The 21,577-nt window shown below is 66.9% G+C and carries 20 protein-coding genes; 11 read left to right on the forward strand and 9 right to left on the reverse strand.

Annotated features, from left to right (window positions below; translation table 11 throughout):
- The 3 genes from OXF11_10960 to nrfD all read right to left on the reverse strand — a co-directional run.
- Positions 1 to 795, reverse strand: a 795-nt coding sequence (locus tag OXF11_10960) for a tripartite tricarboxylate transporter permease (GenBank protein ID MCY4487616.1), incomplete at its 3' end; no start/stop codon positions are given.
- A gap of 164 nt (positions 796 to 959) precedes the next feature.
- Positions 960 to 3,785 carry a molybdopterin-dependent oxidoreductase gene (locus tag OXF11_10965; GenBank protein MCY4487617.1) on the reverse strand — a complete coding sequence of 942 codons (2,826 nt, stop codon included), beginning with the start codon at positions 3,783 to 3,785 and terminating at the stop codon, positions 960 to 962.
- Positions 3,786 to 3,852: 67 nt separating this feature from the next.
- Positions 3,853 to 5,388 (reverse strand): polysulfide reductase NrfD, encoded by a 1,536-nt coding sequence (nrfD, locus tag OXF11_10970; GenBank protein ID MCY4487618.1) that lies wholly within the window; start codon positions 5,386 to 5,388, stop codon positions 3,853 to 3,855.
- A gap of 309 nt (positions 5,389 to 5,697) precedes the next feature.
- On the opposite strand from nrfD, the gene OXF11_10975 reads away from it, so the two are divergent.
- The 9 genes from OXF11_10975 to mnhG all read left to right on the forward strand — a co-directional run bounded on the left by OXF11_10975 (position 5,698) and on the right by mnhG (position 13,189).
- Complete coding sequence (locus tag OXF11_10975; GenBank protein ID MCY4487619.1) at positions 5,698 to 6,609, forward strand: CoA transferase subunit A; 912 nt, start codon at positions 5,698 to 5,700, stop codon at positions 6,607 to 6,609.
- Between the two features lie 161 nt (positions 6,610 to 6,770).
- Positions 6,771 to 7,526 carry a CoA-transferase gene (locus OXF11_10980; protein MCY4487620.1) on the forward strand — a complete coding sequence of 252 codons (756 nt, stop codon included), beginning with the start codon at positions 6,771 to 6,773 and terminating at the stop codon, positions 7,524 to 7,526.
- A 30-nt stretch (positions 7,527 to 7,556) separates the two neighbouring features.
- Positions 7,557 to 9,851: a putative monovalent cation/H+ antiporter subunit A gene (locus OXF11_10985; GenBank protein ID MCY4487621.1), complete on the forward strand. Its 2,295-nt coding sequence runs from the start codon at positions 7,557 to 7,559 to the stop codon at positions 9,849 to 9,851.
- A complete protein-coding gene (locus OXF11_10990) occupies positions 9,848 to 10,273 on the forward strand; it encodes a Na+/H+ antiporter subunit B (GenBank protein ID MCY4487622.1) in 426 nt (141 codons plus the stop codon). The genes OXF11_10985 and OXF11_10990 overlap by 4 nt, the downstream gene beginning before the upstream one ends.
- Complete coding sequence (locus tag OXF11_10995; protein MCY4487623.1) at positions 10,273 to 10,620, forward strand: Na+/H+ antiporter subunit C; 348 nt, start codon at positions 10,273 to 10,275, stop codon at positions 10,618 to 10,620. Before OXF11_10990 ends, OXF11_10995 begins: the two co-directional genes overlap by 1 nt.
- Positions 10,617 to 12,116: a Na+/H+ antiporter subunit D gene (locus OXF11_11000; GenBank protein MCY4487624.1), complete on the forward strand. Its 1,500-nt coding sequence runs from the start codon at positions 10,617 to 10,619 to the stop codon at positions 12,114 to 12,116. Before OXF11_10995 ends, OXF11_11000 begins: the two co-directional genes overlap by 4 nt.
- Entirely contained in the window at positions 12,113 to 12,586 is a 474-nt protein-coding gene (locus tag OXF11_11005; GenBank protein MCY4487625.1) for a Na+/H+ antiporter subunit E, read from the forward strand. The genes OXF11_11000 and OXF11_11005 overlap by 4 nt, the downstream gene beginning before the upstream one ends.
- The gene (locus tag OXF11_11010; GenBank protein ID MCY4487626.1) at positions 12,583 to 12,852 is read left to right on the forward strand and encodes a cation:proton antiporter; all 270 of its coding nucleotides are present in this window, start codon (positions 12,583 to 12,585) and stop codon (positions 12,850 to 12,852) included. Before OXF11_11005 ends, OXF11_11010 begins: the two co-directional genes overlap by 4 nt.
- Positions 12,842 to 13,189: a monovalent cation/H(+) antiporter subunit G gene (mnhG, locus tag OXF11_11015; protein ID MCY4487627.1), complete on the forward strand. Its 348-nt coding sequence runs from the start codon at positions 12,842 to 12,844 to the stop codon at positions 13,187 to 13,189. Before OXF11_11010 ends, mnhG begins: the two co-directional genes overlap by 11 nt.
- Before the next feature lie 20 nt (positions 13,190 to 13,209).
- Here mnhG and OXF11_11020 read toward each other — a convergent pair whose 3' ends face one another.
- A complete protein-coding gene (locus tag OXF11_11020) occupies positions 13,210 to 14,151 on the reverse strand; it encodes a calcium/sodium antiporter (protein MCY4487628.1) in 942 nt (313 codons plus the stop codon).
- Between the two features lie 198 nt (positions 14,152 to 14,349).
- On the opposite strand from OXF11_11020, the gene OXF11_11025 reads away from it, so the two are divergent.
- Positions 14,350 to 15,270: an LLM class flavin-dependent oxidoreductase gene (locus OXF11_11025; protein MCY4487629.1), complete on the forward strand. Its 921-nt coding sequence runs from the start codon at positions 14,350 to 14,352 to the stop codon at positions 15,268 to 15,270.
- Between the two features lie 219 nt (positions 15,271 to 15,489).
- On the opposite strand, the gene OXF11_11030 is transcribed toward OXF11_11025, so the two are convergent.
- The 5 genes from OXF11_11030 to OXF11_11050 form a co-directional block, all read right to left on the reverse strand.
- A complete protein-coding gene (locus OXF11_11030; GenBank protein MCY4487630.1) occupies positions 15,490 to 15,756 on the reverse strand; it encodes a BrnA antitoxin family protein in 267 nt (88 codons plus the stop codon).
- Positions 15,740 to 16,042 carry a BrnT family toxin gene (locus OXF11_11035; GenBank protein MCY4487631.1) on the reverse strand — a complete coding sequence of 101 codons (303 nt, stop codon included), beginning with the start codon at positions 16,040 to 16,042 and terminating at the stop codon, positions 15,740 to 15,742. The genes OXF11_11030 and OXF11_11035 overlap by 17 nt, the downstream gene beginning before the upstream one ends.
- A 140-nt stretch (positions 16,043 to 16,182) precedes the next feature.
- A complete protein-coding gene (gene sthA / locus OXF11_11040) occupies positions 16,183 to 17,577 on the reverse strand; it encodes a Si-specific NAD(P)(+) transhydrogenase (GenBank protein ID MCY4487632.1) in 1,395 nt (464 codons plus the stop codon).
- Between the two features lie 41 nt (positions 17,578 to 17,618).
- Positions 17,619 to 17,972, reverse strand: a complete 354-nt coding sequence (locus tag OXF11_11045; protein ID MCY4487633.1) for a 2Fe-2S iron-sulfur cluster-binding protein — start codon at positions 17,970 to 17,972, stop codon at positions 17,619 to 17,621.
- A gap of 82 nt (positions 17,973 to 18,054) precedes the next feature.
- Complete coding sequence (locus OXF11_11050; GenBank protein MCY4487634.1) at positions 18,055 to 19,713, reverse strand: FAD-binding protein; 1,659 nt, start codon at positions 19,711 to 19,713, stop codon at positions 18,055 to 18,057.
- Positions 19,714 to 19,891: 178 nt separating this feature from the next.
- On the opposite strand from OXF11_11050, the gene OXF11_11055 reads away from it, so the two are divergent.
- Positions 19,892 to 21,565, forward strand: coding sequence for an amidohydrolase family protein (locus tag OXF11_11055; GenBank protein ID MCY4487635.1), 1,674 nt, complete (start codon positions 19,892 to 19,894; stop codon positions 21,563 to 21,565).
- Positions 21,566 to 21,577 lie beyond the last annotated feature (12 nt).

Below are 21,577 nucleotides of genomic sequence, written 5' to 3' on the forward strand. Positions count from 1 at the left end.
AATGATGCCGACCCAGGTGCCCAGGAAGGCGCAACGGAGCATCAGCCACCAGTTGGCGAACACGTCCCGGATGCCGTGTCCCACCCCCTTCATGGCCTGCTTCGGCACGCTGCTGATCTGCTTGCCCTCGATCACCATGTCGGCCAGCTCGGGCAGCGCGAAGATCCCCAGGCTCACCACGATGATGTTGAGCCCGTCGAACAGGTAGAGCGAATCGAAGGTCCACCGCAGCAGCCCTTCCTGCTTGTCGATGCCGATCATCGACAGCAGCAGTCCCATGCCGCCGGCGACGATGCCCTTGAGGGGCACCCGGCCGCTCAGGATGGCCACCATGGAGATGCCCATGATGCCCAGGGAAAAGAGCTCCGGGGCGGCGAACAGCAGCACCAGCGGTTTCAGCACGGGAATGAGCATTCCGAGGATGACGGCGCCGACGACGCCCCCCAGCAGGGAAGAGAAATAAGCCGCGCCGAAGGCACGTCCGGCCTCTCCCTTTCGGGCCATGGGATGGCCATCCAGGATGGTGGCCTGGGAGCCGACGGTTCCCGGCACCGCGAACAACACCGAGGGGATGGTATCGGTGGTGACAGGGACCGATGAAAGGGCCACCAGCATGGCGATGGCGGCCGTGGGGTCCATGTCAAAGGTGAACGGCAACAGCAGGGCCAAGCCGACGACGCCCCCCAGTCCGGGTATGGCACCCAGCGCCATACCCACCAGGACGCCGAAAGTCATGAATAGCATCCGTTCCACGCTCAACAGCGCGGTCAGGCCATCGGCCATTGCTTCAAACACGTTGTGCTCCTAGCCTCGCTTGGAATGCCCCATGGAAGGACCTGCTGATACCCGCGCTCGCGGATATCAGCCGCGTTACATAACGGTTAAACCTGGGCTCTGTCAAACGAAGAGCATGATATCTCTAGGGAAAACACCGGCGACGGTCACGGTTTCCGCCGCGGTCACGGCTTGTATTCATAGGCTTCCGGCGCCGGCTTGTACGCCCGCGGCAGCCATAGCGGGCGGCGCAGGTTATTCGGGCCTGGGGCCGGCCGGGTCAGCTTGAGCCAGCGCTTGTACACTTCGTGGGACTTGTTGGTGTCCACGAAGATGTCGCCGTAGCGGTCGTCGCCCGTGGGTTTCTCCACCCGCACCTTCTGGTGCCAGCAGTGCTGTCCGCTGATGTTGTCGGGCTGCACCGGGAAGGTGAGGTTCTGGTGCACCCCGGCCTCCTGCCACCACACCCGGCCGGAGTCCTTGTCGGCGCTCTCGAAGGGCCGGACGCCGTGAACCTGCCGCATCATCCACTGGCCCGGCGCCAACTGCTCCAGGTTCACCAGGGCGGTGGCGAAGCGGCCGCCGCCGGTCTCCTCCTCGAGGCGCCAGCGGCCCAGGTGGTGCGAGCACGCCACCACGCCCGGGCGGATGCCCTCGGTGACCCATACCCGGTCCACGAAGTAGCCGATCTCGGTGTGCACCTTGACGAGGTCGCCGGTGTCGACTCCGAGGCGTTCGGCGTCGCTCGTATGCAGCCACACCGGATTCTTGTGCGAGATCTCGTAGAGCCACTTGGCGTTGGCCGAGCGGCTGTGGATCAGCGTGGGCAGCCGGAAGGTGGGGAGCAGCAGCATCTCGCCCTTGGCGGCGTCGATGTTGGAGCGGTGCACGTGGCTCTTGATGTAGCCGGGGTAGCGGTGCTCCGGATATTTCCACTCCTTCAACGTCTCCGAATAGAACTCCATCTTGCGCGACGGCGTGGGGAAGCCCGCGTAGCCCTTGCCGTCCACCTCTACCCCGATGACCGCGCCGCCCTTGGACACGACCTTGGTGACCGGGTCCACCGCGGCCTCGGCCATGTCGGCTTCCTTGATCTCGTTGGCGTGGCTGCTGTAGATGTTCTCGGCCACCAGGAAGGCGCCGTAGCGGCGCATGTATTCCAGCGGCGAGATGCCTTCCCTGGCCGCGGCCTCCGGCAGCCCGGGCACGCTGTTTTCGAACATCCACTGGTAGTACTCGGACACCGTGAGCTTCTCGCCCGGCCGGTAGGGCGACTCGAAGTACTTGCGGATACCCAGGGAGCCGTCGGGGTCGATACGCCAGGACAGCTCGATCCAGAACTCGTCCTCCTCCCACACCTCGCCGAGCCCGGCCTCCGCGTGCGCCTCCCAGGTCGTGTTGAAGGTCTTGCCCTGCCGCTCCAGCGCCACCCGCATCACCGGCTGGCGGAAGACGATCCAGCGCGCCGAGTGGGTCTCCTGGCTCATGAGATCGTGGCGCTCGGACGCCAGCCCCATGGGCAGCACGTAGTCCGCGAACCACGCGGTCTCGCTCCAGGTGGGCGTCAGGCACGCGTGCCGTTCCACCTTGGACTCGTCGCTCAGCATCTCGATCCAGCTCATGCCGTCCGGGTTGGTCCACACCGGGTTGTAGACCCGGGTGAAGTACATGGCCAGCTTGCCGCGGCCTTCCTTCACGAGATGCGGCAGCAGGAAGCTCATCTCGAAGAAGGCCAGCGGGAACTCCGGCGGGTACATGAGCGGGTTCCACTCCTTGGCGGGCGGCGGCATCATGGGCGGGGCCGGCACGAACTTGTTCCAGGCATTGGGCGTGGTGCCGCCCGGAGTGCCCACGGCGCCCATCAGCACCACCATGAACTCCAGCGCCCGCGCCACCTCCCAGCCGCCCAGGTTGCCGGCCGCGGCGTTGCGCCACACGTGGGTAGCCAGGGCCGAGCCGGCGCGCGCCACCTCGTGGGCCACGTCCACGATCATGGCGGCGTCCACGCCGGACTCCTCCGCGGCGAACGCCGGCGTGTACTGCGCGTAGAGGGTCTTGAGGATCTCCTCGAAACGCTCGAAGGTCCGGGGTTCGTCGGGGTGTTCCTCGCGCAGGAACTGTTCCCAGTTGACCCACTTGCGCACGAACTCGCGGTCGTAGGTTCCCTCCTGGAGCAGCACGTTGCAGATGGCCAGCAGGACGGCGGCCTCGGTACCCGGCCAAGTGGGCATCCAGTAGTCGGCCTTGGAGGCGGTGTTGGACAGCCGGGTGTCGATGACGCACACCTTGGCGCCGCGCTCCTTGGCCTCCATGATGCGCTGGGCGTGGGGGTTGAAGTAGTGGCCGGCCTCCAGGTGCGAGCTCAGCAGCAGCATGAAGCGCGCGTTGGCATGGTCGGGGGAGGGGCGGTCGATGCCGCACCAGAAGGCATAGCCCGTGCGCGCGCCCGCGGAGCACACGTTGGTGTGGCTGTTGTGCGCGTCGATGCCCCAGGCGTGCATGATGCGCTGGTGGTAGAGCAATTCATGGCCGGGCCGCCCCACGTGGTACATGATCTCGTTGCGCCGGTCCTCCTCCAGGGCCTTGCGGATGCGCGCCGCCATGTCGTCCAGCACCTCGTCCCAGGTGACCCGCTCCCACTGGCCGCCGCCCCGGTGTCCCGCGCGCTTCATGGGGTAGAGGATGCGCTCGGCGTCGTACACCTGGTTGATGGTGGCCGGCCCCTTGGCGCAGTTCCGCCCGCGGCTTCCCGGATGCTCCGGATTGCCCTCGAACTTGCGGATCTTGAGGGTGTCCTTGTCCACGTAGGCCAGCAGCCCGCATGCCGCCTCGCAGTTGAAGCAGATGGTGGGGATCAGGTCGTAGCGGCGCTCCACGCGCCTGGGCCACGCGGCCGCGTCGTACTCGGTCCAGTCCAGCCAGCGCTCGCGCGGCGGGAAGTTGCGCAGGCCGCCCTCGGGCGGTTCCAGGTTGGCGGCGTCGGGGCTCAGGGGTTGCGGTTCGTTTTTCATGACGGTGGTTTTCCTAACGGTCTTCGAAGCTCGATGGTCACGGAAGCCAGCGCTTCAAGGCGGTCTGCTAGCTGAGGGGTACGGCTTGCCCGGCTTCGACCCACAGGCTCTCGAACGCCCACAGTCCGACCAGGGCCAACAGCGCGGACAAGGGATGCAGCAACCATGAGGCCTCGGCCTGCGCCCCGGCCCACAGCAGGAAGATCACCGGCAGGAGGATGCCGACGGCCATGAACAGGCCCCAGAACTTCTCCTTGAGCGCGCCGCAGGTGAGCAACTCGGTGGCGCGCCGCACGTCCTCGCTGATGGGCGTGAGTCCGATCTCTCCCAGCACCAGCCCGCCGGTGATGATCAGCGACACCATGAGCACGGTGGTCAGGGTCGTCATCGCGGCGCTGTCGAGCCCGCCGGCGAGGCCCACCAGGATCAGCGTGGCGGCGCCGGCGGTGACCGCCTGGACCATGAGATGCCAGAAGAAGAGCGGGCTCTGCCACAGGTCCCGTCCCTTGGCCTGCGCGAACAGGAACGCGGTGTAGCCCGCGGCGCCGATGCCGAAGACGACGCAGGCCGCCACCACCCATCCCGGCACGGGCGCGCCGCCGATGCCGTAGGCGAGCCACACGAGGCTCACCAGCGAGTAGGCCATCAGGATGTAGCCGCCCAGCACCAGCCATGAACGCGGGTTGGGTTTGGTGATCAGGTAGTAGAAGCGGTCGGGGCGCTTGAGGTCGAACACGAGAAAGCCGGTGGTGAGGCCGGTGAAGATCAGTGCCAGCACCGGGCCGGCGATGTTCAGCAGCGGGCCGTCCTGGAGCCGTCCCAGGACCATCAGCAGCGCCGCCACCAGCAGCACGCCGGCGCCGATGGACTTGGTCCAGAGATAGGCCGCGATCTTGGAGCCCCAGGGCCGCGGATGCGGCACGTCGTAGACCTCCCGCGCGCCGCCGGGGACCGGGCTTCCGTGCCTGGAAGCGGAGAGGGCGTAGAGGTCTTCGCCCGGATACTTGTCGGCCCAGAAATGGGTGTCGGCGGTCTCGGTCATGGTGGGCTGCAGCGCGTCCTCCTCGACGCCGACGTAGAAGAGCTTGGGGTTAGTGCCCTTGTGGGGCTTGCGCAACGACACCTTGCGCGTGGCCACGGTGCGGGAGATGCGGCTGTCGGGGTCGTCGAGATCGCCCGACATGATCGCCTGGGTGGGGCACACGACCTCGCACGCGGGTTGCAGCCCCAACTCCACGCGGTGCGCGCAGAAGTTGCACTTGGCCGCGGTGTTGTGGTCGGGGTCGATGTACAGCGCGTCGTAGGGACACGCCTGCATGCACGACTTGCAGCCGATGCAGCGCTCGTTGTCGAAGTCGACGATGCCGTTGGGGCTGCGGTAGAGCGCCACCGTGGGACAGATCTCGACGCACGGCGCGTCGTCGCAGTGGTTGCACCGGAGCACCGCGAAGTGGCGGCTGGTGGCCGGGAACGCGCCTTTCTCGATGTACTTGACCCAGGTGCGGTTCACCCCCAAGGGCACGTCGTGCTCGTCCTTGCACGCCACGGTGCATGCGTGGCAGCCGATGCAGCGGTCCTGGTCGATGACGAATCCGTAACGCATGAAGTCCCTCCAAAGCGGGTATATATCCGCCGGGACTCGCGGCAGTCAAACCGCGTGCGTGCCGCGGAACACCGCGATTGCCGCGGAACAGGCTGTGTCAAACGTCGACCGGACAAGAATTGGCACCAAACCCCCGAATCGTCATTCCCGCGGAACAGGCTGTGTCAAAACCCGCGAGGCACAGCCCCCGAAGAGTCATTCCCGCGGAAGCGGGAATCCAGGGGTGGGAGGCGGGGAAACGCCGCTGTAGTGCCCCACCACCGCCCCGACCCTTGCTCGACCGAAGCGAACCCGCTAGAACCCTCTGCCATGTCGAAGCTCCACAGCCTTCGAGACGCCATCGCCCGGGAGGTCGAGGACGGCATGTCCGTCTTCATGGGAGCCGCTCTGGAGTCCCTGATCCCCTTCGCCGCCGGTTACGAGATCATGCGTCAGCGCAAGCGCGGCCTGACGCTGATGACCACCATCTCGGACATGCAGTTCGACCAGCTTATCGGCGCGGGCTGCGCGGACAAGGTGTGCGGTGCCTGGGTCGGGAACGTGGCGGCGGGCCTCGGGCACAACTACCGGCGCGCGGTGGAGCGCGGCGAGCCGGGGCCGCTGGCGGTGGAGAACCATTCCAACTTCTCCATGGCCCTGGGCCTCAAGGCCGCGGCCATGGGGGTGCCGTACCTGCCCACCCGGACGCTCATGGGCAGCGACTTCGGCGAGGAGGCGTCGTTCGCCGGCGTGCGCTGTCCGTTTACCGGGGAGCGCCTGCTCGCGGTGCGGGCGGTGAGGCCCGACGTCGCCATCCTGCACGTGCAGCGGGCCGACGAAGAGGGCAACGCCCACGTGTGGGGCAACCTGGGGGTCACCCAGGACGCGGCCATGGCGGCGGGCAAGGTGGTGCTCACCTGCGAGGAGATCGTGCCCCACGAAGTGATCCTGAGCGACCCCAACCGCACGTTGATCCCGGGTTTCCTGGTGGCGGCCGTGGCCTGCGTCCCGCTGGGCTCCCATCCGTCGCCGACCCAGGGGTACAGCCGGCGCGACGACGACTTCTACTTCGACTATCATGCGCGCTCCCGGGACCGGGCCGGGTTCGAGGAGTGGTTGAATCACTGGGTCCTGGGGGTGAAGGACCACGACGGCTACATCCAGCGGCTCGGGAGCGAGCGGGTCGCCGGGCTCGAGCCGCGCGACCGCCACATGGCCGCGCCGGTGAGCTACGCGTTCTGACGATTCGCACCAGGCCGGCGAACCTCGAATCGTTTGCCGAACGCGGTGGCCGCGCCCATTGAATCGCGGCGCGGGGAATGCTACCGGGTCTGGAGCGGCGGAGGCGGAGGCATCGCGACCCTCCCGTGACAATCCCGGATTCAAGTCCGGAGTGACGACCCATGGACTACACGCGGCGAGAGCTCATGGTCATTGCAGCGGCGCGCGAGATTCGCGACGGCGAACGCGTCTTCGTGGGCATGCGCCTGCCGTTGCTGGGCTTCGCGGTGGCCAAGGAACTGCACGCCCCGGGCGCCGTCGGCATCTTCGAGAGCGGCGTGCTGCGGGACTGGCCGGCGCTGAAACCCATCTTCACCATGAGCGATCCGCCCAACGTGGCGGGGGCGCTCTACTGCTGCGGCCTGATCGAGGTCATGAGCCTCCTCCAGAGCGGCCGCGTGGAGATGGGGTTCATCGGTGGCGCCGAGGTCGATCGCCACGGCAACCTCAACACCCATTGGGTGGGAGACGACGGGCGGCGGCTGCGCCTCCCGGGAAGCGGCGGCGCCGCGGACATCGCCACCCTGGCCGGACGGTGCGTCATCATCATGAACCACGAGCGGCGCCGTTTCGTGCCCCGGGTGCGGTACATCACCTCCCCGGGTTACGGCGACGGCGCCGGCTGGCGCGAGCGCCGCGGCCTGTCGGGCGGCGGCCCGAGCCGCACCATCACCAGCCTCGGCATCTTCTCCTTCGACCCAGCGACGCGGGAGATGCAGATCGAGTCGTTTCATCCCGGCGTCACCGTGCGGGAGCTCCGGGACGAAACGGACTGGCCGCTGAAGGCGGCGCCGGACGTCAGAGAGACTCCGGAGCCGTCCCGGGAAGAGATTCTGGCCGTGAGAAAGTATGACCCCGACGGCGTCTGGACGTCCTGACGCGCGTTCCGGACCCCTGATCGAAACACGATGATCTTCGTCGTCCTCTCCGGTTTCGTCCTGGCCCTGCTGGCGCCGACCCTGTATCGGCTGAGCGCGCGTTGGTCGGGTCTTGTCTTCTCGCTCTTTCCCGCGATCCTGGCGCTCTATTTCCTGAGCCACATGGAAGCCGTGGTGGGCGGGGCGGCGTACCGCGTCACCTATCCCTGGGTGCCGGCCATGGGGCTGGAGCTGTCGTTCAACCTGGACGGCCTCGGCCTCCTGTTCGCCCTGGCCATCACCGTGGTGGGGACGCTGATCATCACCTACGCCGGCAGCTACCTCCACGGCCACCCGTCGCTGCCGCGCTTCTACCTGTTCATCCTCATGTTCATGGCGTCCATGCTGGGCGTCGTGCTGTCCGACAACCTCATCGCGCTGTTCATCTTCTGGGAGCTGACCAGCGTCACCTCCTACTTCCTCATCGGCTTCGAGCACGACAAGGACACCGCGCGGGCCGCGGCGCTGCAGGCGCTGCTGGTGACCGGCAGCGGCGGCCTCGCCCTCATGGCGGGCGTGCTGCTCATGGGGCAGATCGGCGGCAGCTTCGAGATATCGGCCCTGGCCGCGGACAACGCCGCGCTGCAGGGCCACCGGCTCTACCCGCTGGTGCTGGCGCTGGTGTTGGCGGGCGCGTTCACCAAGTCGGCGCAGGTGCCGTTCCACTTCTGGCTGCCGTCGGCCATGGAGGCGCCCACGCCGGTGAGCGCCTACCTGCACTCGGCCACCATGGTGAAGGCGGGGGTCTACCTGCTGGCGCGCCTCAGCCCGGTGCTGGGCGGCAGCGACATCTGGCTCTACGTGGTGACGGGCTTCGGCGCCGCCACCATGCTGGCGAGCGCGTACCAGGCGCTCTACCAGACCGACCTCAAGAAGATCCTGGCCTACTCCACGGTGAGCGTGCTGGGCACTCTCACCATGCTCATCGGCCTGGGCGACAAGCTGGCCATCAAGGCGGCCATGGTGTTCCTCATGGCCCACGTGCTCTACAAGGCCGCGCTCTTCCTGGTGGCCGGCTCCATCGATCACGAGACCGGCACCCGCGACGTCCGGCAACTGGGCGGCCTGCGCAAGACCATGCCCATCATCTGCGCCGGCGCGGCGGTGGGCGCTCTGTCCATGGCCGGGCTGCCGCCGTTCTTCGGCTTCGTCGGCAAGGAGACGCTCTACGAGGCGGTCACCCACGGCAACACGCTGGTGACCGTGGTCGCCGTGCTCACCAGCATGCTGCTGTTCGCGGTGGCGTGGCTGGCTGGCATCCGTCCGTTCTCGGGGGCGGAGACCCACACGCCGAAGCATCCCCACGATCCGCCCTGGACCATGTGGCTGGGGCCGGTGTTCCTGGGCTGCCTGAGCGTGCTGTTCGGGCTCATGCCGGCGCTTCCCGAGAAGTTGCTGTCCGCCGCCGCGAGTTCCGTGCTGGCCGAGGAGGTGCACATGCACCTGGCCCTGTGGCACGGTTTCAACGTGCTGCTGGCGTTGAGCCTGGTGACCTTCGCCCTGGGCGTGCTGGTCTACTGGCAGATCGAGAACATCAAGCGGGTCACCGAGTTCGCTCTCCCCACGGTGCGTCGCGGACCGTCCCACTGGTACGCTCTGTGGCTGCGCTTTCTCAACTGGTCGGCGGTGGGCCAGACCCGGGTGCTGCAGAACGGCTACCTGCGGCTCTACCTCGCCACCATCATGACCGTCACCGCGGTGCTGGCCTGGTACACGTTCCTCAGGTACGGAGACGTCGCCGTGGTGCGGATGGACTGGGGCGACATCGGCGTGCACGAGTGGGTGATAGGGCTGGTGGCGCTGGTGGGCGCCATCGCTACGGTGCGGGCGCAGACGTTCCTGCGCGCGGTCATGTCGTTGGGGGTGGTGGGCTACAGCGTGGCGCTGATCTTCGTGCTTTACGGCGCTCCCGACCTGGCCATGACCCAGTTCCTGATAGAGACCCTCTCCCTGATCCTGTTCGTGTTCGTGTTCTACTACATGCCCCCGTTCAAGCGGTTCTCATCGCGCGTGGTGATCCTCCGGCACGTCGCCATCGGCACCGCCGTGGGGGCGTTCTTCACGCTGCTGGTGCTGGTGGCGACGTCGGTGCAGTGGAACCCCACGATCTCCACCTACTTCTCGGAGAACTCGTACCTGATGGGGCAGGGCCGCAACATCGTCAACGTGATCCTGGTGGACTTCCGGGGCTTCGACACGCTGGGTGAGATCACCGTGCTGGCGGTGGCCGGCATCGGCGTGTACTCGCTCATCCGGTTGCGGCTCGGCAAGGGGAGGGGGTCGTGAACTCGCTGATTCTCAGGACGGCCAGCCGGTTCCTGCTGATCCTGCTGTTCCAGTTCTCCATCTTCCTGCTGCTGCGGGGACACAACGATCCCGGCGGCGGCTTTGTCGGCGGACTGGTGCTGGCGGCGGCGCTGACGCTTTACGCCATCGCCTACGACGTGCGCACCATGCGCCGCTTCCTGCCGTGCCGGGCCCAGACCATCATCGCCTGGGGGCTTCTCGTCGCGGCCCTGAGCGGCGTTTTTTCCTTGTTCAAGGGGCAGCCGTTCATGACCGGTCAATGGACCCATGTCTACATCTTCGGCCTGGACCTCCACCTGGGCACGCCGTTGCTGTTCGACATCGGCGTCTACCTGACCGTGGTGGGCGTGGTGCTCATCGTCATCATCAGCCTGGCGGAGGAAGTGGAGGAGGACGACTGATGGAAGCCCTGCTCGCCATCGTCATCGGCGTACTCTACGCGTCCGGCGTGTACATGCTCATGCGCCGGAGCATCGTGAAGCTGATTATCGGGCTGGCCCTGCTCGCCCACGGCGCGAGCCTGCTGGTGTTCACCGCCGCCGGGCTCACGCGCGCGGTGCCGCCGGTGATCCCCTACGGCGAAAAGGCCATCACGGGTGTCGTGGCGGACCCGCTGCCCCAGGCGCTGATCCTCACGGCCATCGTCATCAGCTTCGGCGTGCAGGCGTTCGCCATGGTGCTCGCCTACCGTGCGTACCAGACCGTGGGCACGGACGATCTCGACGACATGAAGGCAACGGACACGTGAACTCGCTGATCGTCCTGCCCATATTGCTCCCGCTGCTGGTGGGCGCGGCATGCGTGGTGGCGTGGCGCTACGTGGCCGCGCAGCGCATCCTCACCCTGGCGGGCAGCATCGTCTACCTCGCGGTGTCGATCGTCCTGCTCGAACGCGTGGCCAGCGAGGGCATCCAGGCGGTGCAGAAGGGCGACTGGGTCGCGCCGTTCGGCATCACCCTCGTGGCGGACATGTTCAGCGCCGTCATGGTGGCCACCACCGGCGTGGTGACGCTGGTCATCGTGGTCTACTCGCTGGGCAGCATGGACCGGCAGCGGGAATCCTGGGGCTATTACCCGCTGTTCAACATCCTCATCATGGGCGTGTCCGGCGCCTTCCTGACCGGCGACATCTTCAACCTGTTCGTGTGGTTCGAGGTACTGCTGATCTCGTCCTTCGTGCTGCTGGCCCTGGGCGGCGAGCGCGCGCAGCTCGAGGGCGCCATCAAGTACGTCACCCTGAACCTGGTGGCGTCCGCGTTCTTCCTGGCGGCGGTGGGAATTCTCTACGCCATGGCGGGCTCCCTCAATATGGCGGACCTGTCGCTGCGGCTCGGCAGCGCCGCCGATCCGGGCCTGGTGACGACCCTCGCGGTCCTGTTCCTGGTGGCCTTCGGCATCAAGGGTGCGATCTTCCCGTTGTTCTTCTGGCTGCCGGCGTCCTACCACACGCCGCCGGTTGCGGTCTCGGCCATCTTCGGCGGCCTGCTCACCAAGGTGGGCGTGTACGCCCTGATCCGGGTGTTCACGCTGCTGTTCCTCAACAACGTCGACTACACGCATACGATCATCCTCTGGGTCGGCGCCATCACCATGGTGACGGGCGTGCTCGGCGCCGTGGCCCAGTACGAGTTCCGCCGGCTGCTGTCCTTCCACATCGTGAGCCAGATCGGCTACATGGTCATGGGCCTCGGCTTCTTTACGCCGCTGGCGCTGGCGGGCACGGTGTTCTTCATCGTCCACAACATCTTCGTCAAGACCAACCTGTTCCTGGTGAGCGGCATTTCGCAGCGCATTCACGGCACCTACGACCTCAAGAAGCTGGGCGGCCTCTACCGCGCCCACCCGTGGGTGGGCATGCTGTTCCTGCTGTCGGCGTTGTCGCTGGCCGGGGTGCCGCCCCTGTCCGGGTTCTTCGGCAAGCTTGTGCTGATCAAGGCCGGGCTCGACATCGAGCAGTTCGTGGTGGTGGCCGCGGCCCTGGGGGTGAGCCTGCTGACGCTGTTCTCCATGACCAAGATCTGGGCCGAGGCGTTCTGGAAGCCGCTGCCGGAAGGGACCGGGACGCATGCGCCGGGGGCGGGCATGGGGCTCATGCTGGGCGGCATCGTCACCCTGGCCGTGCTGGCGGTGGTGATGGGCGTGGCCGCGGGGCCGTTCTTCGCGCTGGCGCAACAGGCGGGCGAGCAGTTGACCAACCCGGCGCCGTACATCGAGGCGGTGCTCCGGGTGAGGGGAGGGTCATGACCGTCCTCCTGTGGAACATCATGCTGGCGCTGAGCTGGGCGGCGTTGACCGAAGAGGTATCGGCGCTGAACCTCGCCATTGGTTTCGTCCTCGGTTTTCTCATCCTGTACGCGGTGCGCCGGCTGCTGCGGCCGTCGCGGTACTTCGAGAAGCTGTGGCAGGGACTGCGGCTCGGCTCGCTGTTCGCCTGGGAGTTGCTGCTGGCCAACCTGCGCATCGCCTACGAGGTGGTGACCCCGTCCCACAACATGAAGCCCGGCGTGGTGGCGATCCCGCTGGACGTGGAGACCGACGCGGAGATCACCCTGTTGGCGAACCTCATCACCCTGACCCCCGGCACCCTGAGCCTGGACGTGTCGGACGACCGGCGCGTCCTGTACATTCACGCCATGTACGTGGACGACGCCGAGGAGCTGCGCCGGTCCATCAAGGACGGTTTCGAGAAGCGCGTCATGGAGTTGCTGCGATGACGACCCTGGCCTTCGTTCTGCTGGGCGTGCTGAGCCTCGGCATCGTGCTGGCGTTCATCCGCCTCCTGCGCGGTCCCAACATCCCGGACCGGCTGGTGGCGTTGGACCTGCTCAGCACCGTGGGCGTCGGCATCGCCGCCCTCTATGCCATCGCCTACGACGAGCCGGTGTACCTGGACGTGGCCATCGTGCTGGCGCTGGTGGCGTTCCTGGGGACCGTGACCTTCTCCCGCTACATCGAGAAATGGGCACACCATGGTGACTGACATCATCTGCGCCGCGTTCATGATCATCGGCACCGCCTTCATGTTCCTGGGGTGCCTGGGCATCCTGCGCATGCCGGACCTGCTCACCCGCATGCAGACCGCCACCAAGCCCCCGACCCTGGGCGTGTTCTGCCTGATGGTGTCGGCGACGTTCTATTTCCCGGAAATCGGCGTCACCATCCGGGTCCTGGCCATCACGCTGTTCGTCTTCCTCACCGCGCCCGTGTCCGCGCACATGATCGGACGGGCCGGCTACCAAGTGGGGGTCAAGTTCTGGAAGGGGACGGTCATGGACGAGCTCAAGGACAAGTACCGCGGCACGTCCATCGACTCGTGATGGGGGATGCGCTTGCCGGATCAGACGTTGGCGAGCGGACCGTATTCCATGGCGACATACACGGTGTAGACGGCGAGGCAGAGCACGCCCGCCAAACGTCCAAGCCGCCCGCGAAACGCCAGCCATGAGATCAGCGCGACGGTCGCGCCCAACATCGTCCAGATGGCGAGGTGGAGCAGATGCGGCGGAACGTCCAGCGGATGGACGGTCGCCACCAAGCCGCCGATGGCAAGGAGGTTGAAGATGTTGGCGCCCAACACGTTGCCGACGGCTACCTCCGAATGGCCGCGGTAGGCGGAAACCACCGCCGTGGCGAGCTCCGGCAGCGAGGTGCCGACGGCCACCACCGTCACGCCGATGACCGCCTCCGACACACCCAGCAGGCGCGCGAGCCCGATGGCGCCTTCCACCAGCAGGTGCGATCCGACGACGACAAAGCCGAGACCGATGGCAAGCGTGCCGACAGTCATCCAGACCGGCCGGTCCGTGGCATCCATTTCTGTCTCCGCCTCGGGGGGATTGCGCCGGGCCCGGCGGACCGAAATCACGGTGAAGGCGACGAGGCAGGCCAGCAGCAGCACGCCGTCCACCCGGCTCAGACTGCCGGTCATCCCGAGCGTGATGAAGAGCGCCGCCACTCCCACGACGACGGCCCCCTCGAAGCGCACCTCGCGCGGGTTGACCGCCATCGGACAGACGCAGGCCGCCGCACCGAGGATCAGCAGCAGGTTGCAGATATTGCTGCCGACGATGTTCCCGATGGCGATGCCGGGCGCCCCGCGAACGGCCGCTTCCAGGCTCACCAGCAGCTCCGGCATGGTGGTGCAATAGGCCACCACGGTGAGCCCGATGACCAGGGGCGAGACGCCCAGGCGCCGCGCAAGCTGCACCGCGCCCCGCAACACGAACTCCGCCCCGCCCATGAGCAGGACGAAGCCACCGGCCAGTTCGAGATAAATCATGAGGGTCTTTGGGTCTGTTTCGTAGGATCGGGTGGTTCGAGGTTGAGTTCGTGAGACCGGGACCGTCCGAGGTTGATCTTCAATAGTCCGATAACCAGCGTGAGTCAAATCCGGGAATCCACCAGGAGAGGGAAGGGGCGCTGGAAGATGCACCGTGCCATCTGGTAGTGTCAGTACCAGACGAGGAGACGGAAGGACATGGGAATCGGTATCGGCATTGGTTTCACCGGATGGCCCTTCGGAGAGCCCAACCCCGAGGCGTTCTGGAGCACCGTGGACCTGGCGGAAACCCTGGCGATCGACTCGCTGTGGCTGAGCGATCGCGTGGTGTCGGAAACCCTGAGCCTCGAGCCCGTTGTGGCGCTCTCGTGGGTGGCCGCGCGCACCCGCAAGATGAAGTTCGGCACCAGCGTCATGGCCCTCCCGCTGAGGAACCCCACCGTGCTGGCCAAGGAACTCGCCACCCTGGACTTCCTGTCGGGCGGACGCCTGTTGCTGGCCGTGGGCCTCGGCCGCGACGACGACACCGAGCTTCAGGCCTGCGGCATTCACCGCTCCGAGCGCGCCGGCCGCACCGAGGAAATGGTGCACCTCCTGCGCGCGCTGTGGGCCGGGAACAACGTCAGCTTCGAGGGGGAGTACTATCGCCTCGAGGACGTCTCCATACAACCCAAGCCCGCCCAGGCGGAGCCGCCCATCTGGGTCGGCGGACGGAGCGGCCCCGCCTTCCGCCGCACCGCCCGCCTGGCCGACGGCTGGCTGGCCTCCCAGATGGTGCCCGCGGAGGTGGAGAGCGCCGTCGCGCGCATCCGCAAACACGCCGCCGACTACGGCCGCCGCATCGACGACGACCATTTCGGCGTGCTCTTCAACTACTGCTTCGCCAAGGACTCGGAGGAAGCCGCCCGAATCGCCCGCCCCTACGCCCTGCGCAATCGCACCGACGTGGAGTTCACCGAAACTTCCGCCCTGGGAACCGCCGACGACATCACCGCCGCCATCCAGCGCTTCATCGACGCCGGCGCCTCCAAGTTCGTCGCCCGCCCCGCCTGCCCTCCCGCCGCCATCCACGACCAGCTCCGCCGCCTCGGCACGGAGATCATCCCGCGGTTCGCGTAGAGGACCCACAACGCCACGGTTGCACCATCGGCGCAGAGCGGAGGGTTCCACAAGAACACGGTAGGATCCGGTGTGGGCGGAGAGCTTTCAAATCCGTCATTCCCGCGAGACAGGCTGTGTCAACACTCGTCTGGCAACGACGTACGGGTTACGTCATTCCCGCGGAAGCGGGAATCCAGGGGTGGGGAAGGGGGGTGCCAGAGGAGACGGAAAGGTGGCCTACCCGGCGTCCACCTTTTCGGACAACCATATCTTGATCAGGGACTGATAGGGAACGTCCCGTTTGTTCGCCGCAGTCTTGATCCGCTCGAGCAGGTCTACCGGCAACCTCAGCGAAATAGCCTTACTCGAGGGTTTCAGATTGGGAAGACGGACGCGCTCCGCTTGGCTCCAGTCCACGTAGTCGGTGGAGTCGTGGCTCTCCCAGAAAGCACGCTCCGTCGCCTCGCTTTCGAAAGTAGGCACCGTTTTACGCTTCTTGCTCATAGCGGGCTCGCTCCCTGCGGCTCATATCTCGGGCCGAAATGACCCGTATCCTTGTGTCATTGTCCCGTAGGGTGAAGGTCACATGGAGCCGTCGCCCCGCGTTTGCCTTTCCCAGCGCGTGAAATCGGATTTCGGTCGCGCTGTGGCCAACATCCGTAACGACCAGCCACGGTTCGTTGAAAAAGACCTGTTCCGCTTCCGCTTGCTCAACCCCGTGTTTGTCGGTGTTCTTTCGAGCGTTCCCGTCGTCCCATTGGAAGCCGACGATTCGATTCAAGTCAAGCATCACGTATATGTTCAGAATATACGATCCGTACCGCGTGTCAATTGAATACGCGGATCAAGTCGGGTAGCGTTTGCGGCGGTGACGGTTATGCTCGGCGGCACAGGAACACAGCTGTGTGATGGGTGATCTTGGTGGAACGCCTACCGCACCTCTGCGATCTTGTTGAACCCGTCGTACGCGGCCACCTTGTAGGCTTCGGCGAAGGTGGGGTAGTTGAAGACGTTGTCGCGGAAGTATTCGATGGTGCCGCCGAGGGCGATGACGGCGTGGCCGATGTGGATGATCTCGGTGGATTCCTCGCCGATGGCGTGGACGCTGAGGAGCTTGAGGGTGTCGGGGTCGAAGATCAGCTTCAGCATGCCGGCGCGGTCGCCCACCATCTGGGCCTTGGAGACGTCCTCGTAGAGGGCCTTGCCCACTTCGTAGGGGACGCGCTCGGCGGTGAGCTCCTGCTCGGTGCGGCCGACCATGGAAATCTCCGGGATGGTGTAGATGCCGTAAGGGAAGAAGGGCGCGGACTTGAATGACGGGCCGTCGAACATGTGGGTGCTGGCGAGACGACCCTGCTCCATGGAGGTGGAGGCCAGCGCGGGGAAGCCGATGCAGTCGCCCACGGCGTAGATGTGAGGGCGCTCGGTCTGGAATTTGTCGTTGACGGCGACGCGCCCGCGCGTGTCGGTGCCGATGCCGATGCGGTCGAGTCCGAGCTGGTCGGCGTTGGACTGCCGGCCCACGGTGTACAGGAGGGCGTCGCCGGTGACCCGCTTGCCGCTCTCCAGTTCGGCGCGCACCAGGCCGTTGTCCAGAATGCGCACGCCGGTCACGTGTTCCCCCAGGCGGAAGATGGCGTCGCGCCGGCGCATGTGGTAGCGCAGCGCCTCGATGATCTCCCGGTCCACGAAGTCCAGCATGGTGTCGCGGCTTTCGATGAGCGTCACGCGCACGCCCAACGCGGAGAACATGGAGGCGTATTCCAGGCCGATCACGCCGGCGCCCACCACGATCACGCGCCGGGGGATCTCGCCGTGGCCGGCGCTGCCGAGATCTTCCGCCAACATGACCTTGTGGCCGTCGTAGGGGATCTCCGGGTCCCGGGCCGAGCGCGTGCCGCAGGCGATGAGGATGTGGTCGCCGCGGACGAGTTGCCCGTCCTCCACCTGCAGCGTATGGGCGTCGACGAAACGCGCCCACCCGTTCACCAGGGTCACGTCATTGCGCTGGAGCTGGTCCGTCACCTGGGCCTGTTCCCGTTCGACGACGGTGCGCACGCGGAACATGAGGTCGTCCACCGTGAGGTGCGCCTTGGGCGAGTAGGCTTGCCCGTAGAACGATTTCTGCTGGAAGCCCGTGAGGTAGAGCACCGCCAGCCGCAGGGTCTTGCTGGGGATGGTGCCGGCGTGCAGGCACACGCCGCCGAGCATGTCGTAGCGGTCGACGAGCGCCACGCGCTTGCCCATCTTGGCGGCCGCGATGGCGCCTTTCTGGCCGGCCGGGCCGCTGCCGATGACCACCAAGTCGTAGGATTTTGGCTCCATGGTTCCGTCGTCCTGTCGCGGTGTGGAAACGGGTCGGGTGCTTACAGCTTCTCGTCGTCGGGCACGGTGTCGGTCACGAGGTCGCGGATCAACGGCCGCTTGGGCAACGGTTCCACCCGGGCTCCCTCGGGTGCGAGGCGCGCGGTGCACAGGTAGGCCACCTGTCCGTCCACCAGGGCCATGCAGGTCTTGCACGCGTTGGCGTTGACGCAGCCGTAGTGGAACGCCAGGCTCGAGTCCACGTGGGCGCGCACCCACACCAGCGCGTCGAGGACGGACATGCCCTCTTCGTAGGGCACCCGGTACACGTCGTGCCGTTCAGGGTCGCCGCTGCCGCCGCGCCGCACGCGCAACTCGGTGGTCGTATGGTTGGTCCGCGGTGTCGTGCCGTTCATCTTGAACTCGACTCTCCCCACCCCTGGATTCCCGCTTCCGCGGGAATGACGATTCACAGCGTCGGGCGTCTTGCTCCCCATCCTACCAGCGCGCCGCCACTTCTTCGCCCTTCATTTCGACCGCCTGGTTGCGGACGAGCGCCGGGTCGCTCTCGGGGAAGTCCAGGCGCTGGTGGGCGCCGCGGCTCTCGGCGCGCCCCAGCGCGGCCCGTGCCACCGCCTCGGCCGTGGTGAGCATGGCGTCCAGCTCCAGCCGGTCCTGCAGGTCGAGGTTGTAGCCGTCGGCGGCGTGCACCGCGGCGGGCGTCTCCCGGATTTCGCGGATGCCGTCGAGCGCGCGGCGCAGTTGGCCGCCCGTTCGGAACGATCCGACGTCCTCCCACATGAGGTCCTGAAGCCGGAGTTGCAGGACGTTCGCGGGAACGCCGTCGTCCGGCTTCGTGTCCGCGGCGCGGCGGAGGCGCACCGCCGCGTCCTCGCCCACCGCGTCGCTCCAACCCGAGGGGGTGCCGGCCGCGGCGTTGCCGGCCGCGCGCCCCGCGCATTCGCCGAACACCAGCGCCTCGGTGATGGCGTTGCCGGACAGGCGGTTGGCGCCGTTGGCCCCGCCCACGGCCTCGCCGGCGGCGTAGAGGCCCGGCACGCGGGTCTCCATGCGCTCGTCCACGCGGATGCCGCCCATGTGGTAGTGTGCCGTCGGCGCCACCTCCACCGGCGTCTTCGTGAGGTCGATGCCGTTCGTCGCCAGCCGGTCGATGACCGGCCCGAAGGCGTCCCGCAGGGTCGCGTCGGGAACGTGCCGGAAGTCCAGGTAGACGCCGCCGTGGGGGGAGCCCCGGCCGGCCTCCACCTCCTTCAGGATGGCGTAGGAGGCCTGGTCGCGCACGGTGGTGTACTTGCCGCTGTCCTGGCCGCCGTAGCGGTGCATGAACTCCTCGAAGTCTCCGTTCAGCAGCCGGCCGCCGAGCTTGTAGCGAAAGGGGTCCCACATGATGGGGTCCATGCCCACGAGCCGGGGCGCCAGGTGGGCGATGGGAAAGAACTGCACGAACTCCATGTCGATGAGGTCGGCGCCGGCCCGCAAGGCCAGCGCGTAGGCCTCGCCGCCCATGTTGGTGGAGGCGCTGTTGCGCCGGAAGATTTTGGTGAGCCCGCCCGCCGCCAGGATGACGGCCTTGGCCGCGAAGGTGACGATGTCGCCGGAGACCACGTCCATGCCCACGGCTCCCACCGCGCGGCCGTCGTGGACCACTACATCGGTGACGGTCACGTTGCTGACCCGGCGCACTCCGCTCATCGTGCTCACCTGGCGCCGCAGTGTCCCGGCCACCCCCGGCCCGGTGTTGAGGAAGTCCACGTAGCAGCAGCGCGCGCGGCCGTGTCCGGGTGCCTGGACCTGGCGGATGCGTCCGCCGCCGCCGCGCGCCCAGTGGGCGCCCCATCGGTCCATCTCGAAAATCCGGGCGGGACCGTTCTCGCACAAGAGGCGCGCGAGCTTCTCGTCGCACAACTCGCGGCCGGCGGCGAGCGTGTCGTCGAGGTGGTCGGCCCAGTGGTCGCGCTCTTCGTGGCCGATGGCGGCGGCCACGGTCATCTGCGCCATGATGGTGGCGCCGCCGCGCCCCACGAGCGACTTGTCCAGCAACAGCACGGACGCATCCTGTTTGGCCGCGGCGATGGCCGCGTACATGCCCGCGCCGCCCGCTCCCACCACCAGCACGTCTGCCGACAAATGAGTCACGCGGGAAGTCTAGTCAAAAGCGGGAACACCGTCCAGCCGGTGGACGCACGCAGGCGCGTCTTTGCGCGTTGCCGTGCCGGTTTGCGAAAGGGCCGTTCCTTGACGCGATGGAGACTTTCGGTCTAATTTGGGGGAGTCGGAGAAGTAAATTCCACACCCAGCAGAAGGGGGAAGAACCATGGCGCATGATCTGGTCGTAAAGAACGGGCTGGTGGTCGACGGTACCGGAAGCCCCGGCTTCGAGGCGGACGTTGCGATCGATGGAGGAACCATCGCGGACATCGGCAAGAACGTCGGCCCAGGCACGACCGAGATCGACGCGCGCGGCCAGGTGGTGGCGCCGGGATTCATCGACTCCCACACCCACATGGACCTTTTCATCGTGCAGTATCCCCACGGCAATCCCGTGGTCAACTACGGCGTCACGTCCATCGTCATCGGCGACTGCGGCGCCTCCATCGCGCCGGTGCCGGCCAAGGGCGAGCCGCGCGACGTGCTGATCAAGTACCTGCGCCGGGTGCTCGACGACTACGTCAACGACGATGACTGGAACTGGACGACGTTTCCCGAGTATCTGGATTACCTCGAGGGCCGGGTGGGCGTGAACGTGGCCGCCCTGGTGCCTCACTCCCCGGTGCGGCTGGTGGTCATGGGCGAGGCGGCCTACCAGCGCGAAGCCACGCCGGACGAGCTGGAGAAAATGAAGCAGATGGTGCGCGAAGGGATGGAGGCCGGCGGCATCGGCTTCTCGTCCAGCCCGCGCGGCGGCCCCGCCATCCACGCCGGCACTCCCAGCACGCTGGCCACCCAGGAAGAGATGGCGGCCCTCGCCAACGTGGCCGGCGAGTACGGCGGCTGCTTCCAGTTCAACGGTTTCGGCAACCTCCTGAAGCCCGAGAGCGGCTTTCCCGAACTGGTGGAGAAGATCAACGTGCCGATGATCGGCAATGAGTTCCGCGTGCGGCCCGGCGAAAGGGCGGACGGAGAACGCGCCATCGACTACATGAAGGAAGCGCGGGGACAGGGCAAGGACATCTACGGGGTGGTGATCCCGTATTCGCACATCCGGCGCTTCGACGTGGACGACTGCTTCATCTTCGACGGCCTGCCCTTGTGGGAGGAGATCAAGCAGAACCGCGGCGAGCTGGCGCGCAAGCTCCAGGATCCCGACGTGCGCAGGAAGCTGGACGAGCAGCGGCGCGAGAACGCGGGCGAGCCCGCCTACATCGAGTGGCTCGGATGGCAAGGGGTGTACTTCGACATGATGGAGCGCGCCGACCTCAAGGCCCGCGAGGGACAGAACGTCGCCGAGATCGCCGCGGCCGGCGGCAAGTCCGAACCGGATGCCTTCTTCGACACTTGGCTCGAAGACGGCTTGGCATCCAAGCTGTACTACCAGGGTTTCGCCAACGGGCACATGGACCTGCTCGCCGACATGATCAAGACCACCGAGGGGCTCATCGGCACCGACGCCGGCGCGCACCTGGACCGTTTCTTCTGGCACGGCGCCCCCACCCGGGTGCTGGGCTACTGGCGCCGCGACAAGAAACTCTTCAACCTCGAGGAGGCGGTGCACAAGGTAACTGGTCATCCCGCGGCCAAGCTGCGAATGAACCGGGGCATCCTCAAGACCGGCCTGCCGGCCGACGTCACCGTGTTCGATCCGGACAAGGTCGACGATCTCGCCAGCAAGCGTATGCCCAAGAAGCTCGACGAGAACGAGATCTTCCGCCATCCGCCGGGCATTGGCGCGGTGGTGGTCAACGGTGAGGTCGTGCTCGAGGACGGCGAGTGCAAGGACGTCTTCCCTGGCCAGGTGCGGCGCCAGCAGCTCTTCGTTCCCGGCCAGTAGCCGGGCGGAGTC

The sequence above is a fragment of the Deltaproteobacteria bacterium genome, assembly GCA_026712905.1.
Classification (GTDB): Bacteria; Desulfobacterota; Binatia; order UBA9968; family JAJDTQ01; genus JAJDTQ01.

Coding starts and splice junctions, on each gene's coding strand:
- OXF11_10965 (MCY4487617.1), bottom strand. CDS start 3,785: ATGAAAAACGAACCGCAACCCCTGAGCCCCGACGCCGCCAACCTGGAA.
- nrfD (MCY4487618.1), bottom strand. CDS start 5,388: ATGCGTTACGGATTCGTCATCGACCAGGACCGCTGCATCGGCTGCCAC.
- OXF11_10975 (MCY4487619.1), top strand. CDS start 5,698: ATGTCGAAGCTCCACAGCCTTCGAGACGCCATCGCCCGGGAGGTCGAG.
- OXF11_10980 (MCY4487620.1), top strand. CDS start 6,771: ATGGACTACACGCGGCGAGAGCTCATGGTCATTGCAGCGGCGCGCGAG.
- OXF11_10985 (MCY4487621.1), top strand. CDS start 7,557: ATGATCTTCGTCGTCCTCTCCGGTTTCGTCCTGGCCCTGCTGGCGCCG.
- OXF11_10995 (MCY4487623.1), top strand. CDS start 10,273: ATGGAAGCCCTGCTCGCCATCGTCATCGGCGTACTCTACGCGTCCGGC.
- OXF11_11005 (MCY4487625.1), top strand. CDS start 12,113: ATGACCGTCCTCCTGTGGAACATCATGCTGGCGCTGAGCTGGGCGGCG.
- OXF11_11010 (MCY4487626.1), top strand. CDS start 12,583: ATGACGACCCTGGCCTTCGTTCTGCTGGGCGTGCTGAGCCTCGGCATC.
- mnhG (MCY4487627.1), top strand. CDS start 12,842: ATGGTGACTGACATCATCTGCGCCGCGTTCATGATCATCGGCACCGCC.
- OXF11_11020 (MCY4487628.1), bottom strand. CDS start 14,151: ATGATTTATCTCGAACTGGCCGGTGGCTTCGTCCTGCTCATGGGCGGG.
- OXF11_11025 (MCY4487629.1), top strand. CDS start 14,350: ATGGGAATCGGTATCGGCATTGGTTTCACCGGATGGCCCTTCGGAGAG.
- OXF11_11030 (MCY4487630.1), bottom strand. CDS start 15,756: ATGAGCAAGAAGCGTAAAACGGTGCCTACTTTCGAAAGCGAGGCGACG.
- OXF11_11035 (MCY4487631.1), bottom strand. CDS start 16,042: ATGCTTGACTTGAATCGAATCGTCGGCTTCCAATGGGACGACGGGAAC.
- sthA (MCY4487632.1), bottom strand. CDS start 17,577: ATGGAGCCAAAATCCTACGACTTGGTGGTCATCGGCAGCGGCCCGGCC.
- OXF11_11045 (MCY4487633.1), bottom strand. CDS start 17,972: ATGAACGGCACGACACCGCGGACCAACCATACGACCACCGAGTTGCGC.
- OXF11_11055 (MCY4487635.1), top strand. CDS start 19,892: ATGGCGCATGATCTGGTCGTAAAGAACGGGCTGGTGGTCGACGGTACC.